This window comes from Pseudomonas rossensis (genome assembly GCF_039888995.1).
In the GTDB taxonomy this organism is placed as follows: domain Bacteria; phylum Pseudomonadota; class Gammaproteobacteria; order Pseudomonadales; family Pseudomonadaceae; genus Aquipseudomonas; species Aquipseudomonas rossensis.
The window spans coordinates 25,485-35,408 of sequence record NZ_JBBWCB010000061.1 but is presented as its reverse complement, the minus strand read 5'-3'; the positions used below and the strand labels follow the sequence as shown (position 1 = coordinate 35,408).

At 59.0% G+C, this 9,924-nt stretch carries 9 protein-coding genes; 4 read left to right on the top strand and 5 right to left on the bottom strand.

Going from position 1 to position 9,924, the window contains the following annotated elements; genetic code table 11:
- Positions 1 to 58: 58 nt before the first annotated feature.
- The 3 genes from grxD to WLY71_RS17270 form a co-directional block, all read right to left on the bottom strand.
- Positions 59 to 400 carry a Grx4 family monothiol glutaredoxin gene (gene grxD / locus WLY71_RS17280; RefSeq protein WP_347804504.1) on the bottom strand — a complete coding sequence of 114 codons (342 nt, stop codon included), beginning with the start codon at positions 398 to 400 and terminating at the stop codon, positions 59 to 61.
- A gap of 97 nt (positions 401 to 497) precedes the next feature.
- Positions 498 to 2,603, bottom strand: coding sequence for a molybdopterin oxidoreductase family protein (locus WLY71_RS17275; protein WP_347804503.1), 2,106 nt, complete (start codon positions 2,601 to 2,603; stop codon positions 498 to 500).
- Between the two features lie 134 nt (positions 2,604 to 2,737).
- Positions 2,738 to 3,028: a hypothetical protein gene (locus tag WLY71_RS17270; protein WP_347804502.1), complete on the bottom strand. Its 291-nt coding sequence runs from the start codon at positions 3,026 to 3,028 to the stop codon at positions 2,738 to 2,740.
- Positions 3,029 to 3,444: 416 nt separating this feature from the next.
- Here WLY71_RS17270 and argF point away from each other — a divergent pair, with 416 nt between their 5' ends.
- Both argF and WLY71_RS17260 read left to right on the top strand, forming a co-directional pair.
- Positions 3,445 to 4,365 carry an ornithine carbamoyltransferase gene (argF, locus tag WLY71_RS17265; protein WP_347804501.1) on the top strand — a complete coding sequence of 307 codons (921 nt, stop codon included), beginning with the start codon at positions 3,445 to 3,447 and terminating at the stop codon, positions 4,363 to 4,365.
- Complete coding sequence (locus WLY71_RS17260; RefSeq protein WP_347804500.1) at positions 4,362 to 5,471, top strand: ABC transporter ATP-binding protein; 1,110 nt, start codon at positions 4,362 to 4,364, stop codon at positions 5,469 to 5,471. The genes argF and WLY71_RS17260 overlap by 4 nt, the downstream gene beginning before the upstream one ends.
- 91 nt (positions 5,472 to 5,562) lie before the next feature.
- Here WLY71_RS17260 and WLY71_RS17255 read toward each other — a convergent pair whose 3' ends face one another.
- A complete protein-coding gene (locus WLY71_RS17255; protein WP_347804499.1) occupies positions 5,563 to 6,345 on the bottom strand; it encodes a PhzF family phenazine biosynthesis protein in 783 nt (260 codons plus the stop codon).
- A 106-nt stretch (positions 6,346 to 6,451) separates the two neighbouring features.
- Complete coding sequence (gene ybaK / locus WLY71_RS17250; RefSeq protein WP_007971306.1) at positions 6,452 to 6,922, bottom strand: Cys-tRNA(Pro) deacylase; 471 nt, start codon at positions 6,920 to 6,922, stop codon at positions 6,452 to 6,454.
- A gap of 370 nt (positions 6,923 to 7,292) precedes the next feature.
- Between ybaK and WLY71_RS17245 the strand changes: the two genes are divergently transcribed.
- Together WLY71_RS17245 and glpK are read left to right on the top strand one after the other, a co-directional pair.
- Positions 7,293 to 8,144 carry an MIP/aquaporin family protein gene (locus WLY71_RS17245; RefSeq protein ID WP_347804507.1) on the top strand — a complete coding sequence of 284 codons (852 nt, stop codon included), beginning with the start codon at positions 7,293 to 7,295 and terminating at the stop codon, positions 8,142 to 8,144.
- Between the two features lie 75 nt (positions 8,145 to 8,219).
- Positions 8,220 to 9,725 carry a glycerol kinase GlpK gene (gene glpK, locus WLY71_RS17240; protein WP_033057460.1) on the top strand — a complete coding sequence of 502 codons (1,506 nt, stop codon included), beginning with the start codon at positions 8,220 to 8,222 and terminating at the stop codon, positions 9,723 to 9,725.
- Positions 9,726 to 9,924 lie beyond the last annotated feature (199 nt).

The following is a 9,924-nucleotide window of genomic DNA, read 5'->3' as shown; positions in this document are numbered from 1 at the left end:
AGATCAAAAGATCGCAGCCTCGTTTCACTCGACAGCTCCTACAGGGGAGCCAATCGTCTTAGGCTTCGGTCTTGTTGGCAGCAGCAGCTTCGACAGCAGCCTTGATGGTGGTTTGCAGCGAACCGTCTGCAGCCATCTCGGTCATGATGTCGCTACCGCCGACCAGATCACCGCCAACCCACAGTTGCGGGAAGGTTGGCCAGTTGGCGTATTTTGGCAGGTTGGCGCGGATTTCCGGGTTCTGCAGGATGTCCACGTAAGCAAATTTTTCACCACACGCCATCACGGCCTGCGCGGCTTTCGCAGAGAAGCCGCACTGCGGGGCATTCGGCGAGCCTTTCATGTAAAGCAGAATGGTGTTGTTAGCAATCTGCTCTTTAATCGTTTCGATGATATCCATGGAGCACCTCGGCTGAACTTTCCGACTCAGTGGTCGGCACGGTGGCGCATTGTAACGGAAACCCGAGCACCCTGCTCGGTCTCCCCGACAGACTTGATCAAGCCGCTGCCACGGTCACTGGGACACCGTTCAACGCCGCATTGCCCGACAACTCATCGAGCTGACACTCGTCGGTCAGGTCATTGGCGCTGGAACCCGGCTGACCACTGGCAATGGTCATCTGTACGCCCGGCCGCGCATGGCCCCAACCGTGAGGAAGGCTGACCACGCCTTTCATCATATCCAGACTGCCGAGCACTTCAACTTCGATCACACCGACCCGCGAACTGACCCGCACGCGCTGCCCATCGCTGAGCCCACGGCTGGCCAGGTCATCCGGGTGCATCAGCAATTGATGGCGCGGCTTGCCCTTCACCAAGCGGTGATAGTTGTGCATCCACGAGTTGTTACTGCGCACATGACGGCGGCCGATCATCAGCAACTCATCGGCCGCTGGTGCTTGCAAGGCTGCAAAGCGCGCCAGGTCGGCAAGGATCGCTGGTGGCGCAGTCTGGACGCGCTGGTTGGCGGTTTTCAGGCGTGGCGCCAGGTTAGATTTCAGCGCCCCGAGATCGACACCATGAGGGTGATCGAACAAGGTCGCCAGCGACAATTTCTGTTCCGAAGCATCGCCATACAACCCCACCCGTAAGCCACGGTCGATCATCTGCGCTGGCGGGATCGTCGATTTCAGCTCCTTGCCAGTCTTCGCAGCAAACGCCTTGGCCAGCCCCACGAAAATCTCCCAGTCATGCAACGCACCTTCAGGTTTGGCCAGGATCGCGCGATTGAACCGACTGACGTTACGCACCGCAAACATATTGAAAGTCGTGTCGTAATGATCGTTTTCCAGGGCCGAGGTGGACGGCAGAATCAGGTCGGCATAACGCGTGGTTTCATTGATGTACAGGTCGATGCTGACCATGAACTCCAAACCGTCCAGCGCCTGTTCCAGTTGTCGGCCATTGGGCGTCGACAGCACCGGATTACCCGCCACGGTAATCAGCGCGCGGACCTGCCCTTCCCCTTCGGTAAGCATCTCTTCGGCCAGCGCCGAGACCGGCAGTTCTCCACCATATTCAGGACGCCCGGACACCCGGCTCTGCCACAGATTGAAATGCCCACCTGAGGTGGACGCCACCAGGTCCACCGCAGGTTCGGTGCACAACGCCCCTCCTACGCGATCGAGATTACCGGTGACCAGATTGATCAGTTGCACAACCCAATGACACAAGGTGCCGAACACCTGGGTCGAGACACCCATGCGGCCGTAACAGACCGCTGTCGGCGCCGCCGCAAAGTCTCGCGCCAGTTGGCGGATCTGTTCGGCGGGCACCGCGCATAGTGGGCTCATGGCCTCGGCGGTGAAATTCGCGACCGCCTCCCGCACCTCATTTAGACCGTCCACCGGCAAATGACTGTCGCGGGTCAGACCTTCAGCGAACAAGGTATTGAGCAGTCCGAACAACAACGCCGCATCGCCACCGGGGCGCACGAACAGATGCTGGTCGGCAATCGCCGCGGTTTCGCTGCGGCGCGGATCGACCACCACCACTTTGCCGCCGCGGGCCTGAATAGCCTTCAAGCGCTTCTCCACATCCGGCACGGTCATGATGCTGCCGTTGGAGGCCAGCGGATTGCCGCCGAGGATCAGCATGAAATCGGTGTGATCGATGTCCGGGATCGGCAACAGCAAACCGTGGCCGTACATCAAATGGCTGGTCAGGTGATGGGGCAACTGGTCGACTGAGGTCGCGGAAAACCGATTGCGGGTTTTCAACAGGCCGAGAAAGTAGTTGCTGTGGGTCATCAGCCCATAGTTGTGCACGCTGGGGTTGCCTTGATAGACCGCCACCGCGTTCTGTCCGTGACGCTCCTGAATCGCCGCCAGACGTTCAGCTACAAGGCTGAAGGCGTCTTCCCACTCGATGGGTTGCCATTCACTGCCGACCCGTAGCATCGGCTGACGCAAACGATCCGGATCGTTCTGAATATCTTGCAGGGCGACGGCCTTGGGGCAGATGTGCCCGCGGCTGAATGTATCCTGAGCGTCACCCTTGATCGAGGTGATCTGTACCGCGCCTTCGACCTCGGTGGTTTCGATGGTCAGGCCGCAGATGGCTTCACACAGGTGGCACGCACGGTGATGGAGAGTCTTGGTCATGGCCAGTCTCTGTCTTGTTCTGGGCGGGCATTATCGGCCGCGGGAACAAAACTATGGCGCCTGATCCACTGCTGCGCCAGCGACGTTCGTCTTGTGAATCGGCGGCCATCAGGCCAGCCGATGACCGCCGGGGATCAGTTCGGCGGCAGCCTCGGCGGCGCCTGCAACTGGATCTCCTGGATGGTTTCGATCTGCTCTTGAGCGACATGAACACCGGTGAGTTCGCCGATCAGCCGCCAGTGCTCGTCGAGCCCGGTGCTGATGGTTGCCATGCGGTCGATCATCCGCCGGCCGGCAGCCTTGGTCACTTCGTCTTCACTGCGCATCAACTCGAAGGACATCGAGGTGATGGACGCGGTGAGGTGGGTCAGCGAGCGAGCCGTGAGGCCGAGTAATTCCATTAACTGTCGTTCTTTCGATTCCATTCCGAAGGCTTCCTGCGTCGTTCGTGCGTTAGTTATAACCCGCCGCTTTGCATTAGCAAATGTTTCAGACCAGACACATCCCTCAATCCTGAGTACAAATGTTTCGAATGACAGGCCAGAAACCGACCGTCGCTACGCCTTCCCCGCCTCGTTTGATTGCAAAGCCCCGCGACCCCAGTGTACAAATGACGGGCTGCTGTCAGGAAACAGGCTTCAAAAGCGCTACTGCGGTCATCCCGTAGCCCCTCTGAAATCCCCTAAACACCGTAGCCTATTGGAAAAACGCGACATTTAATGTCAATATCGCGCCTTCCCCTATTTCGTCGCCCCGTGCGGCTTACGCCGCAGGTCTCGCCCGTTTTTCAGTTAAACAAGGCTTTGAGTATCTGCGGTCTGTTGCAAAAAGGTAGTCAATGATGAGCGCAAGGCACTTTCTCTCCCTGATGGATTGCACGCCCGAAGAGCTGGTCAGCGTGATCCGTCGAGGCGTTGAGCTCAAAGACCTGCGTAACCGCGGCGTACTGTTCGAGCCTCTGAAAAACCGCGTGCTCGGGATGATTTTCGAGAAGTCCTCGACCCGCACCCGTATTTCGTTCGAAGCCGGCATGATCCAGCTCGGTGGCCAGGCGATCTTCCTGTCGCCGCGCGACACCCAACTGGGCCGTGGCGAGCCGATCGGCGACTGCGCGATCGTCATGTCGAGCATGCTCGACGCCGTGATGATCCGTACCTTTGCCCACAGCACCCTGACCGAATTCGCCGCCAACTCCCGCGTGCCCGTAATCAACGGCCTGTCCGATGACCTGCACCCGTGCCAGTTGCTGGCCGACATGCAGACGTTCCTCGAACACCGCGGCTCGATCCAGGGCAAAACCGTGGCCTGGATCGGCGACGGCAACAACATGTGCAACAGCTATATAGAAGCGGCGATCCAGTTCGACTTCCAGTTGCGCGTCGCTTGCCCGGAAGGCTTTGAACCCAACCCTGAATTCGTGGCCAAGGCCGGTGATCGGGTCACCATCGTCCGCGATCCGAAGGATGCCGTACGCGGCGCCCACCTGGTCAGCACCGACGTCTGGACCTCCATGGGCCAGGAAGAGGAAACCGCCAAGCGCCTGAAACTGTTCGCTCCGTTCCAGGTCAACCGCGCCCTGCTCGACCTGGCCGCACCGGACGTGCTGTTCATGCACTGCCTGCCGGCCCACCGTGGCGAGGAAATCAGCGTCGACCTGCTCGATGACCAGCGCTCCGTCGCGTGGGATCAAGCCGAAAACCGTCTTCACGCACAAAAGGCCCTGCTCGAGTTTCTCGTCCCGCCTTCGTACCACCACGCATGAGCCATCCATTACTGCTGAACCTGCGCAACCTCGCCTGCGGCTATCAAGACCAGCGGGTCGTGCAGAACCTCAACCTGCACTTGAATGCCGGCGACATCGGTTGCCTGCTGGGCTCGTCGGGTTGCGGCAAAACCACCACCCTGCGGGCGATTGCCGGTTTCGAACCGGTTCACGATGGTGAAATCCAGTTGGCGGGCGAGACGATCTCCCGCGCCGGCTTCACCCTCGCCCCGGAGAAACGCCGGATCGGCATGGTGTTCCAGGATTACGCACTTTTCCCGCACTTGAGCGTGGCCGAGAACATCGCCTTCGGGATCCGCAAGCACCCGCAAAAGGATCGCGTCACCGAAGAGTTGCTGGAACTGGTCAATCTGAAAAACCTCGGCAAGCGCTTCCCGCATGAGCTGTCCGGTGGTCAACAGCAGCGCGTCGCACTCGCCCGCGCCCTGGCGCCAGAACCGCAACTGCTGCTGCTTGACGAACCCTTTTCCAACCTTGATGGCGAGCTGCGACGCAAGCTCAGCCATGAGGTGCGCGATATCCTCAAGGCCCGTGGCACCAGCGCGATTCTGGTGACCCACGACCAAGAAGAGGCCTTCGCGGTGAGTGATCATGTGGGGGTTTTCAAGGAAGGTCGCCTGGAGCAGTGGGACACGCCTTACAACCTGTATCACGAACCGCTGACGCCGTTTGTCGCCAGCTTCATTGGCCAGGGTTATTTCATTCGTGGCCAGCTGAGCAGCCCCGAGTCGGTGCAGACCGAATTGGGTGAGTTACGCGGTAATCGTGCCTACACCTGGCCGGTTGGCGGTGCGGTGGATGTATTGCTGCGTCCGGACGATATCGTTTATGCACCGGACAGCACTTTGAAGGCGCGAATTGTCGGCAAGTCTTTCCAGGGTGCATCCACCTTGTATCGCTTGCAGTTGCCGACCGGCGCGCAGCTGGAATCTATTTTCCCGAGCCATGCCGATCATCAGGTGGGTTCAGAGGTCGGCATTCGTGTCGCGGCTGAACACCTGGTGCTGTTTCAAGCATCGGGCAGCACGGCGGCGCAGATTCTGGCCGTCGAATCCGGTGTGCGCCGCTACAGCAGCGCCCACTAAACCATCGCTAAAAGATCGCAGCCTTCGGCAGCTCCTACAGGCGCACACACTCCAATGTAGGAGCTGCCGAAGGCTGCGATCTTTTTCGGGGTCAACCGAGCATTAGCGTTCCGCTTGCAACGAGCGTCGCATTCCCGCCGATTTTCACCCGATCCCCTTCCAGCCGACAGAACAACTCCCCGCCTCGAGCCGAACGCTGATAAGCCGTCAGGCTCGACTTGCCCAAACGTTTCGACCAGTACGGAATCAGGCTGCAATGGGTGGAACCGGTCACCGGATCTTCGTTGATGCCGATCGCCGGCGCGAAGTAGCGGGAAACAAAATCATGCTGGCTGCCCCTGGCCGTGACAATTGCCCCCGGCCACGGCAGCTTCGCCAGCGCCGCCATGTCTGGCTGACATTCGAGCACCGCCTGCTCGGATTCCAGCACCACGAACAACTCGTTCGACCCCAGCACATCAACCACTTCCACACCCAGCGCGCGCTCGACATCCAGGGTCACGCCCACTTCCGACGGAATGAGCGCCGGAAAGTCCAGCCACAAGCGCTCACCCTCACGGCTCACGCTTAGCGGGCCGGACTTACAGACGAAGTCCAGACGCTCGACCGGCTCTTTGTAGATTTCAAACAGAACATAAGCGCTGGCCAGGGTTGCATGACCGCACAACGGCACCTCTGTGGTTGGGGTAAACCAGCGGATGTGCCAGCCCTGCCCTTCGCGCACCACGAAGGCGGTTTCGGCGAGGTTGTGCTCGGCGGCGATCTTCTGCATCAACTCATCGGCAAGCCACGCATCCAGTCGATAGACCATCGCCGGGTTGCCACTGAACGGCCGATCACTGAACGCATCGACCTGATGAAACTCAAGCTGCATAACCTTCTCCCTTTGTCAGGCCACCGAGCATGAAGCTGCCGGCAACGCGGCACCAGTGACAGAGCCCGTAAATTTGCACCATACAGCGCCGGGCTGATAGTCCGCGTCAGGCACGGCCGATATCAGCGAACTTCGCCTGGGTATGTTCGGCCAGCACCGCGGGTGCCAATTCGACTTCCAGCCCTCGTCGCCCCGCACTGACAAAAATGCTGGCAAAGGGCTGAGCTGAATTATCGATAAAGGTACGCAAGCGCTTTTTCTGTCCCAGCGGACTGATGCCGCCCAAGAGGTAACCGGTGGATCGTTGTGCAGCGGCGGGATCGGCCATTTCGACTTTTTTCACGCCCGCAGCATGCGCCAGGCCCTTTAAGTCCAGACTTCCGACGACCGGCACCACGGCCACCAGCAATTCACCTTTCTCGCTGGCCGCCAGCAAGGTCTTGAACACCTGCGCCGGATCCAGCCCCAGCTTCTCCGCGGCCTCCAGCCCGTAGGACGCTGCCTTCGGATCATGTTCGTAACTGTGCACGCGATGTTCGGCACGAACTTTTTTCAACAAATCCAATGCGGGGGTCATGACAGCTCCAGACTGGGCGGCAGTAGAAAATACTGCGCTGGATTCTAGGTCATTGATCAATAAAAGGCTCTATTGCGGCGCTATTTCAAAGGCTTGGCGGCGCCTTATGCCGTTCGTCCACCTTCGGCCTGCCGTGTGAACGATGCGGTCATTCATGTGACTAATAGTTCGATTGTGACTGACGGTTCACTTTCGACCTTTGACAGCAGCGTTTCTTGTCTATATTTTTTCGAATCTGAATACTGTACGAATGTTCCTATCGCAGCACCCAGAAGTAGGCCGAGAACAGGATGGGGATCCTGCCTCGGTGAAAATCGCGCTTTTGACCATGATGCAAAAGCGCCAGACAACAACAAAAACGAGGTTTTCAATGACAACTGCTTTACAACAACCGTCACTCTCAAGCCAATGCATGGCCGAGTTCCTGGGTACTGCGCTGCTGATCTTTTTTGGTACAGGCTGTGTTGCCGCGCTCAAGGTCGCGGGTGCCAGCTTCGGCCTTTGGGAAATCAGCATCATCTGGGGGGTCGGCGTGAGCATGGCGATCTACCTGACCGCCGGCGTTTCCGGGGCTCATCTCAATCCCGCCGTCAGCATTGCCCTGAGCATTTTCGCTGACTTCGAAAAGCGCAAACTGCCTTTCTATATTCTCGCCCAGATCGCTGGGGCCTTCTGTGGAGCGTTGTTGGTTTACACGCTGTACAGCAATTTATTCTTCGATTACGAACAAACTCACCATATGGTTCGTGGTACTCAGGCCAGCCTAGAATTGGCGTCGGTGTTTTCCACCTTCCCCAACCCGGTCTTGTCCACGGCACAAGCCTTCCTGGTTGAGGTGATCATCACTGCCATCCTGATGGGTGTGATCATGTCCCTGACCGACGACAACAATGGCTTGCCAAAGGGCCCGCTCGCTCCGCTGCTGATCGGCCTGCTGATTGCCGTGATTGGTAGTTCGATGGGGCCGCTGACCGGTTTTGCGATGAACCCGGCGCGCGACTTCGGTCCTAAACTGATGACTTTCTTCGCTGGCTGGGGTGAAATTTCCTTCACCGGGGGGCGCGATATCCCGTATTTCCTGATTCCGATTTTTGCACCGATTGTCGGTGCCTGCCTCGGTGCTGCAGCTTATCGCGGGCTGATTGCCCGTCATCTGCCCAGCGCCCTAGCTGCTACAAAGGACGCAGCACCGGCCATTGACGGCAAACCAAGAACTTCTTGATACCGTTGGCGTGTGATCCTGCCAATAAGATCGCGCGCCGGACCTCACTCCCTTTTTTCGTCCAAGGCAATCGACATGACCGACACTCAGAATAAGAACTACATCATTGCCCTCGATCAGGGTACGACCAGCTCCCGCGCGATCATTTTCGACCGCGACGCGAACGTGGTCTGCACCGCCCAGCGCGAATTCGCACAGCATTACCCGCAAGCCGGCTGGGTTGAACATGACCCGATGGAAATCTTCGCGACTCAAAGCGCCGTGATGGTCGAGGCCCTGGCTCAAGCCGGCCTGCATCACGACCAGGTCGCCGCCATCGGCATCACCAACCAGCGCGAAACCACCGTGGTCTGGGACAAGACCACCGGCCGCCCGATCTACAACGCGATCGTCTGGCAGTGCCGCCGCAGCACCGAGATCTGCCAGCAGCTCAAGCGCGACGGTCACGAGCAATACATCAGCGACACCACCGGCCTGGTCACCGACCCGTACTTCTCCGGCACCAAGCTCAAATGGATCCTCGACAACGTCGAAGGCAGCCGCGAACGTGCGCGCAAAGGCGAACTGTTGTTCGGCACCATCGACAGCTGGCTGATCTGGAAATTTACCGGCGGCAAGGTCCACGTCACCGACTACACCAACGCCTCGCGCACCATGCTCTTCAACATCCACACGCTGGAGTGGGACGCGAAGATGCTGGAGGTGCTGGATATTCCGCGCGAGATGCTGCCGGAAGTTAAATCCTCGTCCGAAATCTACGGCCACACCAAAAGCGGCATCGCCATCGGCGGTATCGCGGGTGACCAGCAAGCGGCCCTGTTCGGCCAGATGTGCGTCGAACCCGGTCAAGCGAAAAACACCTACGGCACCGGCTGCTTCCTGCTGATGAACACCGGCGACAAAGCCGTGAAATCCAAGCACGGCATGTTGACCACCATTGCTTGCGGCCCGCGCGGCGAAGTGGCTTACGCGCTGGAAGGTGCGGTGTTCAACGGCGGTTCTACTGTTCAGTGGCTGCGTGATGAACTGAAAATCATCAACGACGCCCACGACACCGAATACTTCGCCAACAAGGTCAAGGACAGCAACGGCGTGTATCTGGTACCCGCCTTCACCGGCCTGGGCGCTCCGTACTGGGACCCGTATGCCCGTGGCGCGCTATTCGGTCTGACTCGCGGCGTACGCGTGGATCACATCATTCGTGCAGCCCTTGAGTCGATTGCCTACCAGACCCGCGATGTTCTGGACGCCATGCAACAGGACTCCGGCGAACGCCTCAAGTCTTTGCGCGTGGACGGCGGTGCGGTAGCGAACAACTTCCTGATGCAGTTCCAGGCCGACATCCTCGGCACTCAGGTCGAGCGTCCGCAAATGCGCGAAACCACCGCTCTGGGCGCGGCTTACCTGGCCGGTCTGGCGTGTGGCTTCTGGGGCAGCCTGGATGAGTTGCGCGGCAAGGCTGTGATCGAACGCGAATTCGAACCGACCCTGGACGAAACCGCGAAGGAAAAACTCTACGCCGGCTGGAAAAAAGCCGTCAGCCGCACCCGCGACTGGGAACCGCATGAAGGCGCTGAATAAGCCAAGCTGAGTACTCGTATCTGTATGTCCAAATAGCGTGAAAGCGTAGCGAGCGAAGGTAAGACAAGGCAAAAACAGGCGAGGACGCGGAGTTTACGAGGTTGTAAATGAGCAGTCCGAGCCTGTTTTTAACGCAGGATTGCCGAGCGCAGTAGCTTTCACGTTATTTGGAAACTGGTAGGGAGCAGATTCCTGCGGC

What these genes read in the sequence shown, in the direction of transcription:
- ybaK (WP_007971306.1), bottom strand. Translation starts at nt 6,922, where the DNA reads ATGACCCCCGCATTGGATTTGTTGAAAAAAGTTCGTGCCGAACATCGC.
- WLY71_RS17275 (WP_347804503.1), bottom strand. Translation starts at nt 2,603, where the DNA reads ATGACCAAGACTCTCCATCACCGTGCGTGCCACCTGTGTGAAGCCATC.
- WLY71_RS17255 (WP_347804499.1), bottom strand. Translation starts at nt 6,345, where the DNA reads ATGCAGCTTGAGTTTCATCAGGTCGATGCGTTCAGTGATCGGCCGTTC.
- WLY71_RS17260 (WP_347804500.1), top strand. Translation starts at nt 4,362, where the DNA reads ATGAGCCATCCATTACTGCTGAACCTGCGCAACCTCGCCTGCGGCTAT.
- grxD (WP_347804504.1), bottom strand. Translation starts at nt 400, where the DNA reads ATGGATATCATCGAAACGATTAAAGAGCAGATTGCTAACAACACCATT.
- WLY71_RS17245 (WP_347804507.1), top strand. Translation starts at nt 7,293, where the DNA reads ATGACAACTGCTTTACAACAACCGTCACTCTCAAGCCAATGCATGGCC.
- WLY71_RS17270 (WP_347804502.1), bottom strand. Translation starts at nt 3,028, where the DNA reads ATGGAATCGAAAGAACGACAGTTAATGGAATTACTCGGCCTCACGGCT.
- glpK (WP_033057460.1), top strand. Translation starts at nt 8,220, where the DNA reads ATGACCGACACTCAGAATAAGAACTACATCATTGCCCTCGATCAGGGT.
- argF (WP_347804501.1), top strand. Translation starts at nt 3,445, where the DNA reads ATGAGCGCAAGGCACTTTCTCTCCCTGATGGATTGCACGCCCGAAGAG.